At 40.8% G+C, this 22,758-nt stretch carries 19 protein-coding genes; 10 read left to right on the top strand and 9 right to left on the bottom strand.

Features of this window, described 5'->3' with window-relative positions:
- Positions 1 to 686 (bottom strand): IS91 family transposase (locus tag CWC11_RS06235; protein WP_138681997.1); only part of this gene is annotated, 686 nt, incomplete at its 3' end.
- Complete coding sequence (locus CWC11_RS06230) at positions 683 to 1,483, bottom strand: tyrosine-type recombinase/integrase (protein ID WP_283240988.1); 801 nt, start codon at positions 1,481 to 1,483, stop codon at positions 683 to 685. The genes CWC11_RS06230 and CWC11_RS06235, both read right to left, overlap by 4 nt.
- A gap of 802 nt (positions 1,484 to 2,285) precedes the next feature.
- Between CWC11_RS06230 and CWC11_RS06225 the strand changes: the two genes are divergently transcribed.
- Positions 2,286 to 2,771: a hypothetical protein gene (locus CWC11_RS06225; RefSeq protein WP_171038400.1), complete on the top strand. Its 486-nt coding sequence runs from the start codon at positions 2,286 to 2,288 to the stop codon at positions 2,769 to 2,771.
- 27 nt (positions 2,772 to 2,798) lie between these two features.
- Here CWC11_RS06225 and CWC11_RS06220 read toward each other — a convergent pair whose 3' ends face one another.
- The gene (locus CWC11_RS06220) at positions 2,799 to 4,004 is read right to left on the bottom strand and encodes an anhydro-N-acetylmuramic acid kinase (RefSeq protein ID WP_138681995.1); all 1,206 of its coding nucleotides are present in this window, start codon (positions 4,002 to 4,004) and stop codon (positions 2,799 to 2,801) included.
- Positions 4,005 to 4,151: 147 nt separating this feature from the next.
- Between CWC11_RS06220 and CWC11_RS06215 the strand changes: the two genes are divergently transcribed.
- The 4 genes from CWC11_RS06215 (at position 4,152) to CWC11_RS06200 (ending at position 8,405) form a co-directional block, all read left to right on the top strand.
- Positions 4,152 to 4,649 carry a GNAT family N-acetyltransferase gene (locus CWC11_RS06215; protein WP_138681994.1) on the top strand — a complete coding sequence of 166 codons (498 nt, stop codon included), beginning with the start codon at positions 4,152 to 4,154 and terminating at the stop codon, positions 4,647 to 4,649.
- A 215-nt stretch (positions 4,650 to 4,864) separates the two neighbouring features.
- Positions 4,865 to 5,893 carry an NADPH-dependent curcumin/dihydrocurcumin reductase gene (gene curA, locus CWC11_RS06210; protein ID WP_138681993.1) on the top strand — a complete coding sequence of 343 codons (1,029 nt, stop codon included), beginning with the start codon at positions 4,865 to 4,867 and terminating at the stop codon, positions 5,891 to 5,893.
- 49 nt (positions 5,894 to 5,942) lie between these two features.
- The gene (locus CWC11_RS06205; protein ID WP_138681992.1) at positions 5,943 to 6,560 is read left to right on the top strand and encodes a glutathione S-transferase family protein; all 618 of its coding nucleotides are present in this window, start codon (positions 5,943 to 5,945) and stop codon (positions 6,558 to 6,560) included.
- Positions 6,561 to 6,782: 222 nt separating this feature from the next.
- Complete coding sequence (locus tag CWC11_RS06200; protein WP_138681991.1) at positions 6,783 to 8,405, top strand: methyl-accepting chemotaxis protein; 1,623 nt, start codon at positions 6,783 to 6,785, stop codon at positions 8,403 to 8,405.
- Between the two features lie 58 nt (positions 8,406 to 8,463).
- Here CWC11_RS06200 and CWC11_RS06195 read toward each other — a convergent pair whose 3' ends face one another.
- Both CWC11_RS06195 and CWC11_RS06190 read right to left on the bottom strand, forming a co-directional pair.
- The gene (locus tag CWC11_RS06195; RefSeq protein WP_138681990.1) at positions 8,464 to 8,772 is read right to left on the bottom strand and encodes a YkgJ family cysteine cluster protein; all 309 of its coding nucleotides are present in this window, start codon (positions 8,770 to 8,772) and stop codon (positions 8,464 to 8,466) included.
- A 45-nt stretch (positions 8,773 to 8,817) separates the two neighbouring features.
- Positions 8,818 to 10,746 (bottom strand): RecQ family ATP-dependent DNA helicase, encoded by a 1,929-nt coding sequence (locus CWC11_RS06190; protein ID WP_138681989.1) that lies wholly within the window; start codon positions 10,744 to 10,746, stop codon positions 8,818 to 8,820.
- Positions 10,747 to 10,991: 245 nt separating this feature from the next.
- Between CWC11_RS06190 and CWC11_RS06185 the strand changes: the two genes are divergently transcribed.
- The 3 genes from CWC11_RS06185 to CWC11_RS06175 all read left to right on the top strand — a co-directional run bounded on the left by CWC11_RS06185 (position 10,992) and on the right by CWC11_RS06175 (position 16,133).
- Entirely contained in the window at positions 10,992 to 12,296 is a 1,305-nt protein-coding gene (locus CWC11_RS06185) for an NAD(P)/FAD-dependent oxidoreductase (protein ID WP_138681988.1), read from the top strand.
- Positions 12,297 to 12,430: 134 nt separating this feature from the next.
- Positions 12,431 to 14,521, top strand: coding sequence for a cupric reductase (locus tag CWC11_RS06180; protein WP_138681987.1), 2,091 nt, complete (start codon positions 12,431 to 12,433; stop codon positions 14,519 to 14,521).
- A 112-nt stretch (positions 14,522 to 14,633) separates the two neighbouring features.
- Positions 14,634 to 16,133: a phospholipase effector Tle1 domain-containing protein gene (locus tag CWC11_RS06175; RefSeq protein ID WP_138681986.1), complete on the top strand. Its 1,500-nt coding sequence runs from the start codon at positions 14,634 to 14,636 to the stop codon at positions 16,131 to 16,133.
- Between the two features lie 178 nt (positions 16,134 to 16,311).
- On the opposite strand, the gene eat is transcribed toward CWC11_RS06175, so the two are convergent.
- From eat to CWC11_RS06160, 3 genes are read right to left on the bottom strand one after another with little or no spacing between them, the layout of a single operon-like run.
- A complete protein-coding gene (eat, locus tag CWC11_RS06170) occupies positions 16,312 to 17,715 on the bottom strand; it encodes an ethanolamine permease (protein ID WP_138681985.1) in 1,404 nt (467 codons plus the stop codon).
- A gap of 20 nt (positions 17,716 to 17,735) precedes the next feature.
- Positions 17,736 to 18,608, bottom strand: coding sequence for an ethanolamine ammonia-lyase subunit EutC (eutC, locus tag CWC11_RS06165; protein ID WP_138681984.1), 873 nt, complete (start codon positions 18,606 to 18,608; stop codon positions 17,736 to 17,738).
- Positions 18,608 to 20,011 carry an ethanolamine ammonia-lyase subunit EutB gene (locus CWC11_RS06160; RefSeq protein ID WP_138681983.1) on the bottom strand — a complete coding sequence of 468 codons (1,404 nt, stop codon included), beginning with the start codon at positions 20,009 to 20,011 and terminating at the stop codon, positions 18,608 to 18,610. The genes eutC and CWC11_RS06160 overlap by 1 nt, the downstream gene beginning before the upstream one ends.
- Positions 20,012 to 20,230: 219 nt before the next feature.
- On the opposite strand from CWC11_RS06160, the gene CWC11_RS06155 reads away from it, so the two are divergent.
- Both CWC11_RS06155 and CWC11_RS06150 read left to right on the top strand, forming a co-directional pair.
- A complete protein-coding gene (locus CWC11_RS06155) occupies positions 20,231 to 21,199 on the top strand; it encodes a helix-turn-helix domain-containing protein (protein WP_138681982.1) in 969 nt (322 codons plus the stop codon).
- Positions 21,200 to 21,949: 750 nt separating this feature from the next.
- On the top strand, positions 21,950 to 22,513 hold the full coding sequence (locus CWC11_RS06150) for a cytochrome b (protein ID WP_138681981.1): 564 nt from the start codon (positions 21,950 to 21,952) through the stop codon (positions 22,511 to 22,513).
- Between the two features lie 29 nt (positions 22,514 to 22,542).
- Here CWC11_RS06150 and arfA read toward each other — a convergent pair whose 3' ends face one another.
- Positions 22,543 to 22,743, bottom strand: a complete 201-nt coding sequence (arfA, locus tag CWC11_RS06145; protein ID WP_138681980.1) for an alternative ribosome rescue factor ArfA — start codon at positions 22,741 to 22,743, stop codon at positions 22,543 to 22,545.
- Positions 22,744 to 22,758 lie beyond the last annotated feature (15 nt).

Below are 22,758 nucleotides of genomic sequence, written 5' to 3'. Positions count from 1 at the left end.
TAACTAACTAGCTTTTCACTGTACGTTAAACAGGCTTTGCTATACACACACCATTTGGTTGGTGTGCTTATCTTCGCGAATGAACTATCGCATTCATTGAGCGTCGCGAGCATTTTCCCTCTAAACACTGTTGATAATGCTTTAACGGGGTATAAATAGCCTTTTTCTATTTCATGCCAGTGCGTTTTTTCAAGTGCACCTGCGGGTATCAAGCAATGCAGGTGAATATGCTGACTTAAGTTTTGCCCCCACGTATGCAGTACGCTTGTCATACCTAACTGACCATGCCTCTTTCGTTTCGCAAATTTACACAGCGTTTGCCATGCGGCTTTAAATAAACACTGGTACAACGCGCTTGGGTTATAGTGCGCAATGATATTTAACTCATGCGGGAGCGTAAAAACAAGGTGGAAATACTGGCACGGTAATAAATCCTCCTGCTGTCTTTGCACCCATTTAGCCGTAGCCATCCCTTGGCAACGTGGGCAATGACGGTCTCGACAGCTACATCCAATCTTTTGTGACTCACCACAGTTATCACATTGCCATGTTTGGTAACCGAGCTGACCCGTTCTGCATGATTGAAGGTGCTGGCAGACACGCAGTTGTTGATAGCTCATCGTATGATGCTGGCGATAATTTTCAAGATTCGAGTTTAAAATATCAGCGAGGTGCAAGCCGCTCATTGGTTTCCCCAACTCGCAAGTAAATCAATGCCGCCATGACCTAACTCTGGTAACCAATGTAAGTAACTTTGTGTGGTTTTAATATCACTATGACCAAGCTGATGTTGCAGTTGATGAAGTGGCATACCTGATTCAAGTTGGTGTGTTGCATAAGCATGGCGTAAAGCATGTGGATTACAGTGCTTTAAGTCACACGCTTGTGCATGTTTTCTCAATGGCTTTCTGAAGCTTGAGGGTGACATAGGTTTATCCATTAACCATCGTGAATAAAACATCCAGCCCGTTGGGTGATACATTTTCCAATAGCAACGTAATTGATTTAGCATGCTATCTGATACAACAACATAGCGTGACTTATCTCCTTTACCCTGTTCAATTAAAATGGTTTTACGCTGCCCATCGATATCTTGTACTTTAATGCGTAGTAGTTCGCTTATACGTAAGCCACACCCATAGCACACCATAATCAATGTTTTTAAGCGCATATCGGTGCAACTTTCTATAAGCCGTCGCATCTCATCGCGCGATAAATAAGTAGGTGCCCGAGGTTTTGCTTTAGGCAAGGCTACGTCTAAGTTCAGTGGGCGGTGTAAAATATTCTTAAACAGAAACCAAATGCTGTTTATTTGTATTTTTTGACTCGCTCTGGAGAGCTTGCGAATAGCGGGATCTTTAAAAAAGATATTCAGCTCATCATCAGTAATTAAATCGAGTGGTTTATTAAAATAATGGCTGAGTTTAAGCAAATGCTCGCAGTAACTTTTACAGGTACTTTGTGAATAACCACGATAGGCTATTTCAGTTTTGACTTATTCAATGAGTGTATTCATGACTTACCTCCAAGTTATGGGATAACCCCAAGGTAAGTGTGGCTCAAATGGTAAGAATAGGATCTCCGCGTAGCGGCTTAGTTCAACAATTTAATAGTGCGCTCGTCGCGCATATTTCTACCGACTTAGCGCTCATTTATCTACTCTATATAGTTTTAACAAATTACCTAAGGTATTACTATAACTAAGTTTTCTAAAGTTTTTAGGTGAAGTTAAACAATCCAATTTGCGCACGGCGCGCATTTTCATGAATATATGCGCAAAGCGCAGTTTGACCACTCAATTGGCTATTATAATTATCCAATCTCAATGCTGCTTTTCGCTCATAATCGCCTTAGAACATTTGCATTGCGACAATTATCTTGGCCGGAAACATCACTTTATTAATAAGTATTACAACAATAAAGCGCTATCCATACCGTATTAAATCAAGAAAAATAAAGTATGGAATATTAATTTAGGATCTCTATTTAGTGTTTAAATTAGTTTAAGCCTAAAACCAAATTCTATTCCCTATGAAGAAAAGTCTATGAGAAAAACCCAAATAAGGATCAATATCACCACCGCTACAAGCCTTGCCACATAAGGCTCTTTATTCCAGATGTGTGACAAACCATTCCAAAACCGAATGAGAAAGAACATATAGCGATCTTTTTTGATCAAAATACAGCGATTATCCGCTTAAGTGCAATTTGTCATAAAACTGCAATCAAAATAGGTGATAATTTAAACTCGAACTGTATTTTTTATAATCTAGAAGTTGAAGTAAATGAGCACACCAATGACGCAACTCACATTTGCGTTACAGTCTTTTGAAGATCCTCTATCTGCGGCTATGGGCCACACTATGGAGTACGAGCAGCTAAGCTTGCAAGCCAGTGCGATGCATGAAATTACGCTGCAATGCGTATTGCCTGACGACGCCCATGAAAACGATATTATTTCGTTGAGCGCAACGTATCCTAGTGCGCGTGATGCACAATATTTTACTGAAAAAACACTTAATAATGCCGATTTAGAGCGCGGTTATGTGTATTTAACATTAAGTAAAATTACCCAAAGCCACTGCTTGGTAATGCAATTGATGCTGCATGGCTTAAACGCCACTTTAAAAAATAGTTTGCAGTTTGATATGCAAGTAACTGCATTTGAGGCAGGTTATAAAAAACAGCAACAGCTTAAAAGCCAAGTTAAGCCACACGGCGTTAAAAAATACTTTCGTAATATGAGCTCAAGTTTATTTTCGTTTTTTTAATGTGTTGATATACGAATTTATAAAAACTTAATCAGCAAAACTTACTTTACCCATAGTAACTCCAGCAATACCCTGCGCAGTGTTATTTAGGTGCTGCTGCTCACCGGCTAGGCACTCGTTGGCTAAAATAGCAAATAACACGGCTTCTTTTGAATCGGGGTTTATGCCCAAATCATCGGTATTTTTAAACGCTTTTATACTTGGGCACAGCGTATTAAGCTGGGCCATTAATAATGGGTTATGAATACCGCCACCACTTGCGTACACAACACACTCTTTAGCACTTTGCGCGCATTCATTTAACGCATTAGCGATTACCGCCGCGCTCAACATATTTAAAGTTGCTATTACATCTTCATGGCTTAAGTGCTGTGTATTTGTTTGCAGCTGAGCAGCATGCAAATACGCTAAATTAAATACTTCAGGTCCAGTCGTTTTAGGCAGCGCAAGCTTAAAAAATACGTTGCTACACAATGCATTTAATAAGAGGGTATTTACCTTACCGGCTTTTGCTATTTTTGCGCCATCATCAAAATGCATGCCTTTAAAATGCTGCTGCACGTACGCATCCATAATAGTGTTACCTGGGCCAATGTCGCTACTAAATACGCTGTTTGCATCGCCGCTTTTAGGTAAAAACGTTAAATTAGCAATGCCACCCATGTTTAATAAAATGCGATTTTCATTAGGATTTGCAAAAAATAAGTAATCGCCATATACCGCAAGTGGTGCACCTTCGCCCCCTGCTGCTATATGTTTTTGCCTAAAATCGCCAATCGTTGTTATACCCGTGGTAACGGCTATTTGGTCGCTATCGCCAATTTGTAATGTGCCATTAGTAAAGCTTGTGTGACTATGTTGCGACTGTGGGCAGTGGTAAATTGTTTGCCCGTGGCTGGCTATTACATCAATACTTTCCGGATTCACCTGCCAAGTATGTAAGCACTGATTAACCATGTCGCCATGGAGTTTACCGACCCAAGGGTGTAATAGGGTTACAAGTTCTAAATCGCATTCTCGTTTAGCAAATACCTGCTTTATTTTACTTTTATACTCGTTGTTATAGTCAACGGTGGTAAAGTTAAGCACTTCAATTTGCGTATTTATACCTGCGCCCGTTACCTTACACAATGCTACGTCGAGCCCATCTAACGAGGTACCGCTCATTAAACCTATAATTAAACGGCTTGGCTTTTGGGCACTATTATAAAGGGCGGCTATGTGTGGGTGCATAAAGGTATCTTAAACAGGTATCATATTTTGCTTATATTAGAGTACTTTAAAACAAAGTTATAGGCGTAAACAGTTAATCTTTGTGATTGTGCAATCCCTAATTGCTTGCTAAGTTGACCCGTATGCAACAGACACTTAATTAAAACAATGATCACCCTAAGAGACTTTAAACCACAAGACGCGCCACACATTATTAATACCTTAAACGATGAACAGGTTACGCGTTTTCTATCGTCTAAAATTCCGTTCCCGTATACGCAAGCCGACGCCGACTGGTGGATAAACCAAGGCTCTAAAAATGGGATTATTAAAGCCATTGTTGTAAATGAGCAATTTGCAGGGTGCATTGGCATAACGCCCGGAGAGTTTGAGTACAACCGCAGTGGCGAAATTGGTTATTGGCTTAATAGTCACTTTTGGGGGCAAGGAATAATAACTCACGCTATTACAACAATTTGCAATAACGCGTTTAAAAACTCAAATCTAAATAGGATTTTTGGCGCTGTGTTTACTGGTAATACCGGCTCTATAAAGGTATTGACTAAATGCGGCTTTGAAGCCGAGGCCATACTTAAACAAGCCATTTATAAAGATGGCGTGTTTTACAATAGCCATATTTTTAGCAAACTAAAACAACACAGCTAGCGCATAAATGGCTACTTGAGATAGGTTTATTATTTAAAGCTCAGATTAAATTATCTTAGCAAAGCTTGAATTAGCAGCCCCCCGCCCAAAACTCCTGTTATAAGGTACAAATTTGTACATACATATACTACTTAGCGCGCATTATTGTTTATGCCAATTAGGTTATTAAACGCATAAACATTCGCTAAGTAAATTCACTTTAAGAGGAGATTTTTATGTCTGCAGCTAGTCGTCAACTTACTTTAGCATCACGCCCGCATGGCGCCCCTACCGATGAAAACTTTGACCTTAAAACAGTAGATTTACCAGCGCTTAAAGATGGCGAAGTATTACTACGCACCATATACCTTTCACTTGACCCTTATATGCGTGGCCGCATGAGCGATGCTAAATCGTATGCCGATCCGGTAAATGTAGGCGATGTAATGGTAGGTGCTACTGTATGCCAAGTAGAAGAGTCTAAAAACGATAAATTTAGCGAAGGCGAGTGGGTGCTTGCCTACACTGGTTGGCAAAGTTACGCCATTAGTAATGGCGAAGGCTTAATGCAATTAGGTAAAGAGCCAGAGAACCCTTCGTATGCACTGGGTATTTTAGGTATGCCAGGCTTTACCGCTTACATGGGGTTACTAGATATTGGCGACCCACAAGAAGGTGAAACTGTAGTGGTTGCTGCGGCAACAGGCCCTGTTGGCGCAACGGTTGGCCAAATAGCTAAACTTAAAGGCTGTAAAGTAGTGGGCGTTGCTGGTGGCAGTGAAAAATGTAGCCACGCAGTTGAAAAGCTAGGCTTTGATGCTTGTATTGATCACAAAGCCGATGACTTTGCAGACCAGTTAGAAAAAGCCTGTGGTAACGGCATAGATGTATATTACGAAAATGTGGGCGGTAAAGTGTTTGACGCCGTATTACCACTACTTAATACCGCAGCTCGTGTACCACTGTGTGGTTTAGTATCGCAGTATAATTCTACAAGCTTGCCTGAAGGCCCTGATCGTATGGGCATGCTAATGGGCCAATTACTTACCAAGCGTATTAAAATGCAGGGCTTTATTATTTTTGACGATTACGGCCATCGCTACGATGAATTTGCACAAGACATGCAAAAATGGCTTAAAGAAGGCAAAGTACAGTACCGCGAGCACATGGTTGAAGGTATTGAAAACACTGTAAGTGCATTTAACGATATGATTTGCGGCAAAAACTTTGGTAAAACCGTGGTTAAAATTAACGAACCACTTTAATAAATATTAAGGCGTTACAGCCTATGCTGTAACGCCAACAAGGACTGACATGATCAAGCTTCATCACTTAAATAAATCACGCTCTAAACGTATTATTTGGCTTTTAGAAGAGCTAGATGTTGATTACGAAATTGTGGCATACCAGCGCAATACCGAGACTTTTTTAGCACCTGACGAACTTAAAAAAGTTCATCAATTAGGTAAATCGCCTGTTATTGAAGACGATGGCCTAATTGTTACCGAATCGGGCGCCATTACCGATTACCTAATTACTAAATACGGTAACGGAAAATTTGCGCCAAAAGCAGGCACCGCTGAATATGTAGATTATCAGCAATGGTTACACTTCGCTGAAAGCTCAGCTATTTTGCCATTACTACTCAAAATGTTTGTTTTAAAAGATGGCGCTAAAACAGAGTTTTTAGAAAATTATGCCGACGCAGAAACCGTTAAAGTAATTAGCTATTTTAATGACCGACTACAAGGTAAACGTTATTTAGTAGGCGACACCCTTACTGGTGCAGACATTATGATGTCGTTTATTGTAGAAATAGTTAAAAACTCAGGCCAGCTTGCGCACTTTAAACACCTTGTAAAATACGATGAGCAATTACAAAGCCACGAGAAGTTTCATACGGCTAATGAGCTAGAAGCTAAATACGATTAATTAAAACACAGATAAACCAAAGGGGCTTTTAAGCCCCTTTTTTAATACGTATGTTTTAATAATTCCCCCTCCAATACGATCCTTCTAATAAAGTTTGTAAAGTAAATTTACAATTTCCGGTCTATTATTGCTTCAATGCGCTTTTTTTGGTGCATAATGCCCTTATTATTTTAAATACCTCATTAATCTACCATGGTTAGTGTTCTGAATTGGAAAGTAACTATGACCATAAACATGCGCTTAGTAACAGGCTTTGGCATTATTTTAACTATGATGCTTATTTTAACTGTAATTGGTATATCCCGTGTAAGCCATATTAATAGCAACATAACTCATATGACCGACGTAAATTCGGTAAAGCAGCGCTACGCAATTAACTTTAGAGGGAGCGTACACGACCGTGCTATAGCACTTAGAGATGTAGTTTTAATAACCGAGCAAAGCACTTTAAATACAGTGTTAAATGATATAAAAGAGCTTGATGTATTTTATCAAACCTCAAGCCGCGCCATGAATACGTTAATAAGCGATATGAGCAATGAAGAGCGCGCTTTAATAAATAAAATTAACCAAATAGAGCAGCAAACACAGCCGTATATTAAATCGGTTATTAATGCTAAAAATGGCGGGAACTTAAACGAGGCGTCGCGTATTTTATTAACCGATGCCCGCCCTGCATTTACACTTTGGTTAAACACCATAAACCAGTTTATAGATTTACAAGAGCAGGCAAATCAAGCTACAACTGTTGATACTCGCGAAGTGGCCAGCTCGTTTAAAATATGGATGATTACATTAACCGCTCTCGCTATTTTAATAGGTGCAAGCGTAGCGTACGTAATTAGTTTGCGTATAAGAGATTCGGTAGGTGGTGAGCCACAAGAAGCCGCTAAAGTAATAGCGTTAATCTCACAAGGTGATTTAACTGCAAATGTAGATTCGTGCTGCCCAAATAGCATGATGGCCTCAGTAGCCGTTATGCAAAGTAAATTAAAAACCATTGTAGATAGCATTATTAATTCATCTGATGAGCTGTCTACTCACTCGGCAAGTGTTGCATCAGGCTCACAGCAAGCACTTAGCGCAGCTGATGCACAAGTTACTTATACTAATTCAGCGGTAAGTAGCCTAGAAGAAATGAGCCGCAGTATAAATGCAGTTGCAGGCTCTGTTAAACAAACAGAAGATAACTCAAAAGTAACCGCACAGTTATCGCAGCAGGGCAGTATTGCAGTGCAAAAGGTAGCGGCCGAAATTGAGCAAATTTCACTAACGGTTAAAGCCACTGTAAATCAAGTAAATGTGCTGCAAGAACATGTAAAACACATTGGAGATATATTAAGTGTGATCCGTAGTATTTCTGATCAAACTAATTTATTAGCACTTAATGCAGCAATAGAAGCAGCAAGAGCGGGTGAATCTGGCCGAGGCTTTGCTGTTGTAGCCGACGAAGTAAGACAGCTTGCACAACGCACCGGCGATGCAACCGGCGATATTGAAAAAATGATTTTACAAGTGCAAGAAAACACTCAAGCGTCGGTAACAGCAATGGAAACCACCGTACCACAGGTAGAAAACGGTTTAACCCTTACTCACGAGGCCAACCAGTTACTTAACCAAATACAACAACAAGCTAACGATTCATTAAGTAACGTGCTTGAAATTGTAGAGGCTACATCAAGCCAAGTAGCAACTGTTGCACAAATTAGTTCAGGCGTTGAAGAAATTGCCAGTATGTCGCAAGAAACCAGCCAGTCATTAAATAACAACGCGCAAAAAGCCGTTGCATTAGCCGACCTTTCAACAACACTAAAACAATATATTAGTTACTTTAAAGTGAAGTGATTTTTTAACGCAAACAACAAAGGGGCTTAAAAGCCCCTTTGTTGTTTGCGTATGTTTATTAAATACCCGCTATTTCACGCTCTGTAATACACTCGTTTGAGGCCATTTCGAACTCGCGGCACGTAAGTGGGCGGTTTTCGTAAATAGTACACATTAGAGTATTACGGTCGAGTGCTTGGCACCAGCCGTCGTCACCTCGTTTCATTACTTCGCTGCCCCATTTGTCGTAATCAATGTACTGAAAAGGCACGCCGGTGTCGGTCACTATGCGTACTTCTAATTGGCAGCAACATGCCTGGCAATTAGCGCAGGTTACAGGCTCAGGTGTAGAGGAAATAGTTTTACTCGGAATAACAGTGTTAGGCATAGTGACTTACTTTTTTGAATAAGCCACTAGGATACAGTAACTAATTTAACGCGCTAGTAATTTTGCTTTAATATCGCTGTAACGCATCTGTTCACAAAGCGCAAAGCCACTCAGTTGGCGCACTTTATTACGAGCAAATAACGGCACACTCATGCCCGCTAAAAAGCGGCACTGCGTTTCAATACCTACATTATGAATACCTTTTGTTGCCATATGCGCTAAAAATTCATCCACTTTTTGATAAACAACGTCATCGGCAATGTGAGCAGGCTCTATTGAATACTCAAGCTTAACAGCATTACCACGGCATACACTGCAATGCCCGCATTGCGCTGGCGCATTTTGGTCGTCAAAATAACGCGCTAAGTTATAGCTTAAACAACTTTGTAGCTCAAAAAAGCGTACCAGTGCAGCTATACGTTTAATTTCGGCTTGTTCTTTATCGCTAAAGTAGTCATGAAGTTGCTTTGCAAGCTCAGGGTTATTTATAACCTCACTATGCACTTTGTAAACTTGGGTAATACGTTTGGTTTCAAGGGTTATTAGGTTTTTTTCAGCTAGGTAATCAAGCGCGGCCACAACCCGTTTACGATCAACCTGCGCGGCTTGTGTAAGGGTGTCAAAATTAAGCGTGCCCCATATTTTTTTAAAATCGGTATGGGTAAATATTTGCGTTAAAAAGGCTTGGCGCTGCTCGTCAAACTGGCTAAGTAGCTCGTTTTTATCTACCAAAAACTTGTATTTAAAATCGGCGTAATAGGCGTACTGCGGCGTTATTGCGCCTTGCATTTCTAGTTGTACCAGCAAGGTTTTAAGCGCTAATTGGCGAATATTACTTTCGCTTGAAAGGCTGTACTCTTGCATTTCCCATTGCTGCGGCTGCGATTTAATATCGTTAATTACATATTCAATGCCGCTAAGCTCGGGAGTATCGCCGTACACAAAGTTTTCTACCGTATTTAGGCCATCTAAATTAGCCAGGGTGTAGCAGTTTGATGGGTTACCATCGCGCCCTGCGCGGCCAATTTCTTGGCTATAGTTTTCAATCGATTTAGGTAAATCGTAATGTATAACAAAGCGAATATCTGATTTATCAACGCCCATACCAAACGCTATTGTTGCTACTACTACGTTAATTTTACCTGCCATAAAATCATCTTGAATTTGCCACCTAAGCGTATCTTCAAGCCCCGCGTGATACGCAACCGCCTGTATACCTTGCGCACTTAGCGTATTGGCCACTTGTTCAGCACTTTGCTGAAGCGTTACATACACAATACCTGGGCCATTTTGCGCACGCACTATGTTAGTAAGTTCGGTGTTTTTATCAGCTGTTTTTACACTTAGTACGCTTAAATCGAGGTTAGCGCGGTAAAACCCTGTTTGTACAATACACTCTGGCGCTATATTAAAGCGCTCGCTCATATCGCGTTTTACTTTTTTAGTGGCTGTGGCGGTAAGTAATAGTACCAGTGGAATATTTAGCTCTTCGCGGTATCGCGGTAGTTTTAAGTAATCGGGTCTAAAGTTATGGCCCCATTCAGATATACAGTGCGCTTCGTCTACCACCAACATAGACAGCGCAACTTGGCTTATAAACTCTCTAAAACGCTCGTTTTTAAAACGCTCCACCGACACCATTAATACTTTAATTTTACCATTTCGCACATCGTTCATTACCGTGCTGCTTTGCATTTGGTCTTGGCTAGAATCAAGGCTTGCCGCGTAAATACCTTTGCTATTTAAAAAGCTAATTTGATCTTTCATCAATGCAAGTAAAGGCGATACCACCAAGGTTAAGTTTGGTAAATGCATAGCCGTTAGCTGATAACACAACGACTTACCCGATCCTGTAGGAAATATAGCCAGTGACGATTGCCCATTTAAAAGCTGCTCAATAGTTTGCTGCTGTCCTGTTCTAAATTGGCTAAAACCAAAATGTTGCTCAAGTGATTGAATTAATGGCGAGGTCATAAATAATCCTTTTTGGTGTTTTTAACAGCAATTTAACTGCACAGCTAAACGATAAGAAAGTGAGTATAACTTATATGCCTTTATTCAGCATTTTTTGCTGACATATCCTTTATTTAGGCGCAAACTAATAGCGAAAAAATAAATAGTCGCGTTTGCCAAAAATAACTTTTTCTATACCCAAGTGACCTCAAAATACTAAAAATAATACAGATTATTTGGGTATATTATTTTTTGAGGGCAACGTTATGAGTATTACTAAACCTAAAATCGTCGTTATTGGCGGTGGCGCTGGTGGATTAGAGCTAGCAACACAATTAGGGCATAAACTAGGAAAGAAAAAACAAGCAGAAATTCTACTAATAGACAAAAACCGTACCCACATATGGAAGCCGTTACTTCACGAAGTAGCGACAGGCTCTATTGACCCCGATTTAGATGGCGTTGTGTATTCAGCCCACGCTGCAAAGCACCATTATAATTTTCAGCTTGGTACGTTTTGTAATATTGATCAAAGCAATAAAACCATCACCCTTGCGCCGCACCTTGATGAGCTAGGCCACACTATTTTACCTAAGCGCACCGTACGCTACGATCACCTTGTTATTGCCATAGGCAGTGTAAGTAACGACTTTAATACGCCAGGTATAAAAGATCATTGCTACTTTTTAGACTCAAACCAGCAAGCAGAACGTTTTCAGCATTCACTACTCGACAGCTTTACCCGCCTACACCAAGACGATAACCAACAGCAATCGTTAAATATTGCTATTGTGGGCGGCGGCGCAACCGGTGTTGAGCTTTCAGCTGAGCTGTACCATGTATCTGAATTACTTAAGCTTTACGGCCTTACAAATATGTCGTCTAAGCGATTACATATTCATTTAATAGAAGCCGGCCCTCGTATTTTACCTGCCCTACCTGAGCGTATTGCCGTAAGCGCTAAACGTGAGCTACTCAAATTGGGCGTAAACGTGCGAGAGCAAACACAGGTAAAAGAAGCCACCGAGCAAGGTTTTATCACAAAAGACGAAGAACACATAGATGCCGATATAATGGTATGGGCCGCAGGTGTAAAAGCGCCAGATTTTATTAAAGACTTAGGTGTTTTTGAGCTTACCCGTAGCAACCAAATTAAGGTTAACGAGTTTTTACAAAGCACCGTAGATGAGAGCATTTTTGTACTTGGCGATTGCTGCGCCTTTACCCAAGAAGACGGAAAACTTGTGCCGCCCCGCGCACAATCGGCTCATCAAATGGCGCTATGCGTAGAAAAAAACCTCATTGCCACTTTAAAACAACAGCCACTATGCGGCTTTAAATATAGCGACCATGGTTCACTCGTTAACTTATCGCGCTACAGTACGGTAGGTAATTTAATGGGTAACTTAACCAGCAACACCTTTTTTATAGAAGGTAAAATTGCTCGCTTTATGTATATATCGCTGTATCGCATGCATCAACGTGCCATACACGGCAGCGCAAAAACGTTTGCGTTATGGATAAGCGAAAAGGTACTACGTGTTGTGCGCCCTAAAATGAAATTGCATTAATACGTAAACACAACGGCTAAGTAATCAAAAGCTTTAAGAGGTAGTATTATTTCTTAAAGCTTTTTTTGCACTATGCGTATCTAAAATAGTACCATGTAGATAAATATATTTGTGAATTCAAAGGATTGACGTTGATGAAAAAAGTACTTTTTGGGATTGTAACAATCACTGCCTTGGCCGTTTATTTTTTTCAAACTCAACCTCACACTGAAGCTGTAGAGCAAGCAGAACAAGTGAAACCAACCACCACTGAACCCAATGTAGACAATAAAGAGCAGCCAAATGACAACTCACCGCAACAGGTCGTTAATAAACTAAAAAAACAGATTAGCCTGTGTAGAGATCAGTCACAACAACAAAGCAATAAAGTACAACTATTGAATCAATCGCTTGTTTCATTTTTTGTAAGTGAGCTTAAAAAAGGGACATCGGTATCCACGCTTTTAAAGTATGAAAACCTATCAGAAAACAATAAGCACCAATACATTGCTCTTTTAAGGGATGCTATAGTTGCTGAGCAAAAACAGCAGTTTAATATTTCTTACTCTTTAAACGAGCTAGCAAGTTGGCAAGGCATTGAGGCAATTAAAGGCTTCACCAATGATAAACTAAAAGAAATGATTCAACAGCTTGGAGATAATAAACATAGCCCTCCAGGACTTACTCTGAGTGTCCCCCTTGATGAAAATGTACAAAAAGAAACTCTTTACGCTTTATTAAGCAACACCGATACATTTACCACTTACTCTAAAACGTTTTTTAAACTCAAAGGCAGTGAGGTTATTTCCCCGGCTACATTGTTTGTACTTAATGCAAATAAATTTACCCCAAAAGAGTTTGAGCAGGCTATTTCAGCTAACCAATTTACAGTAAATGAAGTGGCTACGGCTATAAAAAACGATATTCCTAATGAGTATATTATTGCGCTTTTACAGCAAGTTCCCGTGCTGGATGCTATGCCGTTATACGAAAAAAACACTGTTTTATATAATTTAGCCGATATTGCGGTCAGTAAATTTAATTTACCCCTTGTAAAAGCACTGCAACAAAAAGGGATTGTGCCAACCAATGAGCCAGGCTTATTCACAGGGTTAGACGTGGCTATTGTAAACCTGCCTAAAAGCGCTAACTTAACCCTAGCCCCGCTAAATACTAAGAACACTGAGCTTTTAGACTACCTTAAAAAGCGTGGATACAAAGCACATAGCGGCAATGCGAATGAAGTTCTAAATAGCAAAGGGGTATTTTTTGTAAACGATTTTATTTACCAGCAAGGCGCCTATATTAATAAGCAGGACAACCCAGCGCAATACGCTTACTTTAGCCCTATAGAGGAAATAAGCAATGCAGAACTACCTAAAGTAACAACTGCTGATAACTCTGACATAGCTACATTTTTAATAGATATAGAACAACAAAAAAATGAGCTACAAGCTCGTAGTAACAACTGTAATGACTTACATAAAGATTTAAGATCAGCCGAGCAGTTAGTTGGAATAAGGCAAGCTTATAACCAAGTATGGAATGCAAATGAAGAGCACGGTGATCAAAGCGCAGCTGTTTTGCACGCAATAGACCCAGTGTTAGTTAACTACTGGTTTACTTCACTAAACAATCAGCATTCATACGATAGAAGCCAAAGCACATTTAGCGAATTATTATCTAAAGAGCAATACCAAAAAGCGTATGAGTACAGCCTTAGTACAGTATTAACTCAAGCCGAAACGGATAGGCTTTTTTCTTTATTACTGTTAAAGCCTGATGATTTAATTACTCTTTGGCAAAGCCGAGTTGAACCTAAGCCACCCAGTGATTTACTACGATTGAGCAGTCTTCCACTTAGTCAATGGCAAAAACTAAAACAAGCTGGTTTTGATTTTTCGATTACCGACGTGTATGGCCGCGACGTATACATACAGGCAATGTTTGCCTCAAACGATATAGTGCAATTTTTAATAGATAATAAAATACCCACTGATGCAAAAAAGCTGGGGGTAGATATACTCGACCTAGCGTTAGAACAAAGCTATAACCAAGGGAAGTTAAGCAAAACAGTTCCTTTAGCGCTACGGATAGTCAAAGAGTTTGAACCAAATCACTTAGCCCGCGTTGCCCGATTAAAAATGTTTTACCCTGAGGTTTATCAGCAGTTAATTCAGCTAAACCCAGCGCTTAAGCCTGCCCTGGGCACAGAGCTAAATCATTATATGTTTGATAATCACTAAATAACCCGCTAAGCACGCTAACGTCACTTAGCGTGCTATTTAACAGAATTAATGTCTTTAATATTTAACATTGCCTGTGTAGAGTATTTAAAACAATTAAAGGATTAGGGCTATGACAAGTAAAACGCTGATTTTTAATTTTGATGGTACAGGGGGCGAGCCCCGCGACGCAGAACAATTTAGCTCAGACCATTTTAAAGAAGACAGTAGTATTTCTAATATTCTTAAGCTGCACTTGTTATTAGGCGGCAAGCTCGATGACTCCCCCACTACTCCATTTACAAACCAGCTTAGTTTTTATTACCAAGGTATTGGCACTAAAGGTAGCCGCTTAAAACGTATTTTAAACCAAACCTTAGCACCGCGCAGTGACGATGTTGCCAGTATTTTAAATCAAGCCATGAGTGATTTTAAAACACATTACCAAATGGGCGATACACTACTTCTTAGTGGTTTTAGCCGAGGCGGCGCACTTGCCAGGCGTTTTGCAAAAATTCTAGAGCCTTTAATTAGTAATAATATTTATATATGTGTGTTTGATACCGTGGCCTCTATTGGCTTATCAAAAGTAAGTAAAGCAACTCGTGGCGCTGAACACGTTATTTTTGAAAACCACACTATTGCTAATAATATTTCACAGGCGCTGCACTGCGTTGCCCTTGATGAAAAACGCCGTGCGTTTGAACCCACCCTAATGAACAATCAAAATAATATTACCGAACTTTGGTTTGCAGGTGCGCATTCAGATATTGGTGGTGGCTATTATCGTGATGGTCTTGCTGATATTTGCTTGCGTTACGCACTTGAGTGGTTAATTGAGCAGCCACTTAATATATCGCTATTAACGAGCCACGACATTGACTACAACGCCTTACTGCCAGAGAGTAATTTAGTAGACCAAGACGATGTAACAGTCATACCCGACCCACTTGCATTGAGCCATCAACAAAATTACTTTTGGTTTAATCCTTTTTTTAAATTGGTTGATAGGGAGTGCTATGTACTTATTGATAACGAAGCAAGCAACCTTGAGCCATTAGTTCACCAAAGTGTGGCTGCGCGTATAAATAAGCTTACCAGCTATCGCCCTGAGTCTCTTAAAAAACGTCATTACAAAATTAGTTATAACGATGGCACAACATTAAGCTTTATAGGGCTAAGCCCACATATTGCACTCGCAAACCAAAATATGAGCGTGCTAAGTATTAACCAAAGCCAAGATGTAATGGTATTTGCCTCAGAGCAATACAACACCACCGGCTTAATGCTTGAACAAGGAGCTACGTATCGATTTACCCCCTACCCAGACCAGTTTTGGTACGACGATGGCATAAAGTGCAGCTCTTTAGGTTGGCATCGCGATAATATGCAGTTAGGTGTAAAAGAAATACCCATGGCATTACTTGAGCCATTTAGGCGACTTCCTCACGCACAATGGTTTTCTTTAGTGGGTGCAATAAATCAAGACGATGAACACCTGTTTGAAATTGCTGGAGGCGGTGATATAAAAATAGCTAAGTCGGGTGAGTTTTGCCCATTTGCCAACGACTTAAGCCGCTTTTATGGCGCTAATGCAGGTAAAATAAAAGTAAAAGTAACACGTTTAGGGTAAGTGATAGTGCTACTTTTAAGTTATATAATTAAGTACTTAAATGCTCTACATCTCGCACCAGCAAACTCTGCGCCTACCGCCAAAATTAACACAATGGTTAAAATTGCCTGTAGACCCGCAGCTTGCTGGCGTGACGAGCGATAGCTCGTATTGCCTATAAATATCGTCGTTAACCCACTTAGTTTGAAGCTGCTAAGTCCGCTTCAGCGTCGGCAAGCATTGCAAACTCTTCATCTGCACTTTTAGCAACTAAATGCTTTGCGCTATAGCCAAAGTAATAAGCTGCGCCAATCACAAATAGCACTACCGTGTATAAAAATGCACGAGGGTCGAACGCATATACACCCGTTAATGCTATTAGCGATAACACCAATGCAACGCCAGATGTAACCATACCGCCCGGTGTTTTATAAGGGCGTACTAAATCGGGTTGTTTTATACGTAACATAATATGGCTAAGCGCCATTAATGCATACGATACCGTTGCACCTACTACCGCCATAGCTAATATTAAATCGCCCTCACCACTAAGTGATACAACAAAGCCAAAAATGGCAGGTACAATGAGCGCACGCGCTGGTACTTTACGCTCTGTGGTAATTGATAACGAACGCGGTAAATAGCCTGCACGCGAAAGTGCAAACACTAAGCGACTATAGCCATAAATAATTGAGAAAAACGATGCAACCAGACCTGCTAATCCTAAAATATTTACGGCTGTTGCTAAACTTGTATTACCCGTTACATTAAGCGCATCTACTAGCGGTACCGCGCTTGCCCCCATAGCTTGTGCTCCACCAGCACCAGGCACTAACACAACAACCAGTAATGCCGTAAACAGTAAAAATAACATAGCGCCAATAATGCCTTTAGGTACATCTTTGGCAGGGTCTTTAGCTTCTTCGGCTGCCAGCGGTACACCTTCAACAGCTAAAAATAGCCACATAGCAAATGGCAATGCAGCCCACACGCCATACCAACCAAGCGGTAAAAAGTCGCTTGCACCTGCGGCGTCGGTTACTGCTACATCAAATAAATTTGAGGCGTCAAAGTTAGTAATAAGTACAACAGCGGTTGCAATAATAGCCAATACAGCTAAGCCACTGATCACCATCATCACTTTTAAGGCTTCGCCCACACCCGCTAAGTGAATACCCACAAACGCTAAATAAAACAGTGCATATACCCACGGGCCATTAAAACCCGTTAAAGCTTCTACTGCTGAGCCAATAAATATAACAATGGCGGCGGGTGCTAGTGCGTATTCAATTAATACAGCAAGACCGGTTAAATAGCCCCCAGCAGGCCCCATTGCTTGACGCGCAAAACTGTAACCACCACCGGCGGCAGGAATAGCAGCCGACATTTCAGCAAGCGATAACACAAGCGTTAAATACATTATTGCCATTAACACGGCAGCAATTGCAAAGCCGCCCCATCCGGCTTCTGCTATACCAAAGTTCCAACCAGCAAAATCTCCCGATATTACATACGACACGCCTAAACCAGCAAGTAATAGCCAGCCAGCGGTGCCACCTTTTAACTGCCTTTGTGCAAGATACTCTTTATTGTTATTAGACATTTTGACCTCTTTTTATAGTTTTATTCCGCGATTAAAAAATTAGTTGTTTGAACCTGGTGCTCAATTACATCGTCTTGTGTTCTGTCTTTTAAATTAACCCCTGTAAGCCGGAGTTTTTTAGCCTCTTGCAGCAAATACACAGCTCTTCGAGCTGCTTCAGAGTAACTAAGCCCTGCAGGGCGAATATTAGAAATACAATTACGGCACGCATCGTTAAGCCCCGTTTTTGGCTCCCACGTTAAATAAAGTCCCAGGCTGTCGGGCGAACTAAGCCCGGGGCGCTCACCAATGAGTACCATTACAACTTGTGCGTTTAACAGCTCGCCAATGTCATCACCAATCGCTACGCGACCTTGCTCTACAAGCGTTATAGGCGCTAATTTATAAGGCATTGAATTGCTATGTAATTGGCTAAGCAGCTCGCTAATAAACGGCGCAGCATTTTTGTGTACCGCTAAAGACGAAAGCCCATCGACCACTACAATGGCTAAATCGTACTGCGCCTGAGTACTGTTTTGCCTACTTTGCATAGTGTTTAAAAGCGTTGTACGCCCCGCTTCATTTAGCTTTCGGCCTAAATCGGGGCGCTGCAAATAGGTAACCCGATCCACAGCCTCACTTTGCACACTCAAAGGTTTATCTACACCGCTAAGCGCATCAATAGCATTGAGTGTTTTTGTCATTTCGTTAATATCTAACGGGAAGTTAACCGCATCGCGCGCCTGAGCATGCGATAACTGAAACGCTAGCATTTCAGCTGTAGGTAAACTTATACCCGCTCGGCCAAGGCCAATTCGGGCATCGGTAAAGCGGCGTAAATCGCTCCATGGGTTTTCAACCACTTTACCGTTATTTATATGATGGCTTGTTTTTATAGGCTCAACAGCTTTCATCACATCCCTCCTTGCACAGCTTTTAAAGGCTTAGCAAATGCGCTTGGTAAGGTGCTTGATAAAATAGACTCGGCGGTATTTTCCATAATTTTCATCTTACTTAGCCATGCTTCAAACTCGGGGGCTGGGCGAGAGCCTAAAACCCGGCGCACATAAAGCGCATCATGAAATGAGGTCGTTTGGTAGTTAAGCATTATGTCGTCCGAACCTGGAATTCCCATAACAAACGAGCAACCCGCCACACCTAGTAAGGTGAGTAAGTTATCCATATCGTTTTGGTCGGCCTCGGCGTGGTTGGTGTAACACACATCACAACCCATAGGTATGCCCAAAAGCTTGGCGCAAAAGTGATCTTCAAGGCCTGCGCGGGTAATTTCTTTGCCATCAAATAAGTACTCAGGACCAATAAAGCCTACAACGGTATTAACTAATAAAGGGTTAAACTTACGCGCTACTGCATAAGCACGTGCCTCACAAGTTTGTTGATCAAGCCCATGGTGCGCATTTGCCGAAAGCGAGCTGCCTTGCCCGGTTTCAAAATACATTACATTATTGCCAACCGTGCCTCGCTTTAAGCTAAGCGCAGCATCTTGCGCCTCTGCTAACGTATTTAAATTAAAACCAAAGCTTGAATTTGTAGCCTCTGTACCGCCAATAGACTGAAAAACTAAATCAACCGGTGCGCCTGCTTCTATGCACTCTATGGTGTTAGTTACATGGGTAAGCACGCAGCTTTGTGTCGGAATTTCGTATTTTTGAATAACATCATCCATTAGCGTCATAAGCTTAATGGCTTGAGCTACGTTATCGGTGGCAGGGTTAATTCCTATAACCGCATCGCCATTGCCGTATAAAAGCCCATCGAGCATACATGCGGCTATACCATTTATGTCATCAGTTGGGTGGTTTGGTTGCAAACGCGTAGATAAATGCCCTGGCAGACCTATGGTATTTCTAAATGCACTTTTTACGTGGCATTTTTTAGCAACTAAAATAAGATCCTGATTACGCATTATTTTGCTCACCGCAGCGGCCATTTCTGGTGTAATAGCTTGCCTTACACTTGCAAGAACCGCAGGGGTGGCATAATCACTTAATAGCCAGTTTCTAAAATCTCCCACGGTTAAGTGCGATATAAGCGAAAATGCGTTTGTATCGTGCTCATCAATTATTAAGCGTGTAATTTCGTCTTGTTCGTAGGGAATAAGTACTTCATTCAAAAATGTTTTAAGCGGTACTTCGGCCAATGTCATTTGTGCTACAGCACGTTCTTGCGCCGATTGTGCAATCACTCCCGCTAACCTATCACCCGAGCGCTGAGGCGTAGCCTTAGCCATTAACTGCGCTAAACTCTTGAATTGATAAGTATATGTTCCTAACGTATAACTGTACGCATGCCCCATGATTTACTCCGCATAACTAATATTACAAACCTTGGTATAGGTCTTGCCTTATATAAGCTATAAATCAATTTTGAATAGTCACAAGGGAGCTTAATTTGTACCAAGTGACTATCGAATTTTGGCAAATCACGTTTTATTATTTTATTTCAGTAAGTTGCTGCCTTTATTTGGCACTAACTTAAACTAAAAATATATTTACTTTAAAAGAGCATCACCTATATGGCGCAGCAAGGCAGCAACAACGCACCACAAAAGAGCAAGGTATATACGCACGATATTGACGAGCAAGCGCATAACCTCACTCAGTGGCAACAAAAGTACGACCAAGTAAGCGATGGCAGCTTTTTTGGCTGTATAGAAGGTGTTAATTACAGCGATATTCATGCTTTTAAAGAATACACCGAGCGCTCACTTCGCCAGCAATGCAACATAGCGCCTAACTCTATTTGGCTTGGAATACCGAGCCAGTCACAACAAAGTAAAATTAATGGCCTTGATGTAGCGAGCAATCAATTTATGTGTCGCACAAGTAACAGCGACTTTGAACTAATTACGCCAGAGCAATTTGATATTTACGGTTTGGTTATTGATTGGCATTCAATTGAGTACATGGCGCAATTACAAGGCGTAACAATTAAAAACCTATCATCAGCACAATCTGCTCGTTTGTCGGTAAGTGACTCCTCACTGCAAACGGCAAGGCAAATTATTAACAGTATGGTGGTAAATAAAGGCTTTGGGCTTAGGCCAGAGTCTCAGCAAGATATGCTTAGCATGCTAGCACTACACTTATTGCAAGCCGATAACCCGCAGCAAAACATTGCCCCAAGTTATAAACACCGTAAAGCGGTGGTCGATAAAGTTAAAGAGTACGTGGCAGCCAACCCACAAAAAACAATTACTATAACTGAGCTTTGCGAGCTTACTTTTGTTAGTAGACGTACTTTGCAGTACAGCTTTGAAAGTATATTAGGTATTAATCCGCTTAGGTTTTTGCGCTTAACCCGCCTTAATAATGTCAGGCGTGAACTTAAATTGGTCGGTCAAACCAAACCTATTTCAGTCATAGCAGCCAATTGGGGATTTTGGCATGCAGGGCAATTTACCAAAGACTACACTCAGTTATTTGGCGAAAACCCATCACAAACCATAGCAAATAATTTAAAAGAAGGTGGCTTAGATTATTAGATGCTACGCATCTCGCGTGAGCAAGCTCTACGCCTACCACCAAAATTAACATAACGTTTAAATTTTCTGTAGACGCGCAGCTTGCTGGCGTTTAAAAGCAACGCTTTAACCGAAGTATAAAGTGATTGTTTCACCACCGAGAAGCGAAGGAGAATACCTAGAGAAGTGACTAAACGTTACGCGTGTTTTCTCTGTGTAGCGCGAAGCGCCTCGGTGTACTCGGTGGTGATATACAAATAACTTATACCAATTTACTTTGGCTGCTCATTTACTCCTCACTCTCTTCTCTTTGTGCATTTTTGTATTAAAGATCAAAAAAACACAAAGAGGTTTTTAAGTGCTTCGCTTTATCGAATACATCACTTAAGTAATTAGATGCTGCGCATCTCGCGTGAGCAAGCTCTACGCCTACCGCTAACATTAACACAGCAGTTAAATTACCTGTAGACGCGCAGCTTGCTGGCGTGACGAGCGATAGCTCGTAATAAAGCCAACTTATTTACAAAGGGGTTAAGAAGCGCTTCGCACTGTCGAATACATCACTTAATAAATTAGGTGCTATGCACCTCGCGTGAGCAAGCTCTACGCTTACCGGCCAAATTAACACCGGGTAAATTATTTTGTTTACGCCTGTTTCGTTAACCCTACTTTAACCCTCTATAATTTAAGCTAACTGCATTAATGTAGTTTGTTCAATTGTATAACTACATATTAAAAGCTTTTTAAGTATTAACGTTAGGAATAGACTGTATGAAACTTATAAAAGATACACCTATCACGCTGAGCAAAACCACAATCAGCCTACATTGGATTGTAGCGGTACTTATTATTGGGTTATTAGGCTCAAGGCTTTACATGGAAAACTTTGAGGCGTTTTTTCTTATGAGCTGGCATAAATCGTTTGGGGTATTACTCTTTGCTTTTGCTTTATTAAGGGTAACGTGGCGCATTATAAATGGCTGGCCAAAACACACTAATACTCATCCACAATATGAAATGATACTCGCTAAAGTTATTCATTACGTATTGATAATTAGCATGTTATTAATGCCAATTTCAGGATTAATAACCTCAGGTATGGGCGGGCATGGCGTAGACTTGTTTGGGCTAGAAATTATTCCGCATAATCCTAACCCAGAAAACCCACAAAGAAGCATGCCATTTAGCGAAAGCTGGTCAGATTTAGGTAAAACCGTTCACGGAATAACAGCTAATGCGCTATTAGTTGCGCTAGGCTTACATATAGTGGGCGCTATAAAACATCACGTTATAGATAAAGACAACACACTTACCCGCATGCTGGGCAAAAAGTAATTTAAAAAGTCTTATTTGATCGGTGCTATTTAAGCCGCGATTAAATAAGACTCTCGTCCTACGTGTTTGCTACCGCGTTTAAACGAGCCTTTCCCTTTTTTAGCTTTTACTACTTGTGGTTTAAACACTTTAGAGGTTGCTAAAGCCGCAAGCGCATTATGATTAATAACCCCTCGGCCGGTGTCTACCGCACTATTATTTGCGGATTTTTTTCTCGATTTTTTAGCCATTTTATTTCCTATTTT

The organism is Pseudoalteromonas sp. S3178 (genome assembly GCF_005886985.1).
GTDB lineage: Bacteria > Pseudomonadota > Gammaproteobacteria > Enterobacterales > Alteromonadaceae > Pseudoalteromonas > Pseudoalteromonas carrageenovora.
The sequence above is the reverse complement of the archived record's forward strand: the minus strand, read 5'-3'. Positions and strand labels throughout refer to the sequence as shown.

Coding starts and splice junctions, on each gene's coding strand:
- CWC11_RS06150 (WP_138681981.1), top strand. CDS start 21,950: ATGAAACTTATAAAAGATACACCTATCACGCTGAGCAAAACCACAATC.
- CWC11_RS06215 (WP_138681994.1), top strand. CDS start 4,152: ATGATCACCCTAAGAGACTTTAAACCACAAGACGCGCCACACATTATT.
- CWC11_RS06180 (WP_138681987.1), top strand. CDS start 12,431: ATGAAAAAAGTACTTTTTGGGATTGTAACAATCACTGCCTTGGCCGTT.
- CWC11_RS06175 (WP_138681986.1), top strand. CDS start 14,634: ATGACAAGTAAAACGCTGATTTTTAATTTTGATGGTACAGGGGGCGAG.
- eutC (WP_138681984.1), bottom strand. CDS start 18,608: ATGAAAGCTGTTGAGCCTATAAAAACAAGCCATCATATAAATAACGGT.
- CWC11_RS06160 (WP_138681983.1), bottom strand. CDS start 20,011: ATGGGGCATGCGTACAGTTATACGTTAGGAACATATACTTATCAATTC.
- CWC11_RS06155 (WP_138681982.1), top strand. CDS start 20,231: ATGGCGCAGCAAGGCAGCAACAACGCACCACAAAAGAGCAAGGTATAT.
- CWC11_RS06225 (WP_171038400.1), top strand. CDS start 2,286: ATGAGCACACCAATGACGCAACTCACATTTGCGTTACAGTCTTTTGAA.
- curA (WP_138681993.1), top strand. CDS start 4,865: ATGTCTGCAGCTAGTCGTCAACTTACTTTAGCATCACGCCCGCATGGC.
- eat (WP_138681985.1), bottom strand. CDS start 17,715: ATGTCTAATAACAATAAAGAGTATCTTGCACAAAGGCAGTTAAAAGGT.
- CWC11_RS06220 (WP_138681995.1), bottom strand. CDS start 4,004: ATGCACCCACACATAGCCGCCCTTTATAATAGTGCCCAAAAGCCAAGC.
- CWC11_RS06185 (WP_138681988.1), top strand. CDS start 10,992: ATGAGTATTACTAAACCTAAAATCGTCGTTATTGGCGGTGGCGCTGGT.
- CWC11_RS06190 (WP_138681989.1), bottom strand. CDS start 10,746: ATGACCTCGCCATTAATTCAATCACTTGAGCAACATTTTGGTTTTAGC.
- CWC11_RS06195 (WP_138681990.1), bottom strand. CDS start 8,772: ATGCCTAACACTGTTATTCCGAGTAAAACTATTTCCTCTACACCTGAG.
- CWC11_RS06205 (WP_138681992.1), top strand. CDS start 5,943: ATGATCAAGCTTCATCACTTAAATAAATCACGCTCTAAACGTATTATT.
- CWC11_RS06200 (WP_138681991.1), top strand. CDS start 6,783: ATGACCATAAACATGCGCTTAGTAACAGGCTTTGGCATTATTTTAACT.
- arfA (WP_138681980.1), bottom strand. CDS start 22,743: ATGGCTAAAAAATCGAGAAAAAAATCCGCAAATAATAGTGCGGTAGAC.